Source organism: Paraburkholderia sp. BR13439, assembly GCF_040948805.1.
In the GTDB taxonomy this organism is placed as follows: Bacteria; Pseudomonadota; Gammaproteobacteria; order Burkholderiales; family Burkholderiaceae; genus Paraburkholderia; species Paraburkholderia youngii.
The window spans coordinates 1-258 of the sequence record NZ_JBFPKN010000198.1; the positions used below are offsets into that span (position 1 = coordinate 1).

At 64.3% G+C, this 258-nt stretch carries 1 protein-coding gene; it reads right to left on the reverse strand.

The window, feature by feature from the left end:
* The coding region (locus tag AB3X96_RS42850; RefSeq protein ID WP_368594454.1) for a hypothetical protein at positions 1-258 on the reverse strand (258 nt) is incomplete at both ends.

The window sequence follows — 258 nt, forward strand, 5'->3', positions numbered from 1 at the left end:
GTGCCCGCCACGTTGATCACCGAACCGTCAGCGTCTTTTGCCACCGTGATGTCACGACTGGTTGCGTCCTGCTGGACCAGACCCACCGTGCCCTCGGACAACTGGTTCTGCACGTTCGTGATGCTGGACGCGTTCTGCGTCGTGCGACCGTCGAGGTTCGTCACGGCTTCGGCCACGCTGTACACCGTCGTGCCGCCCACGCTGAACTTCGGCGCGCTGATCGAGCCATCCGCAAGCACGATCGAACCACCGCCCAGC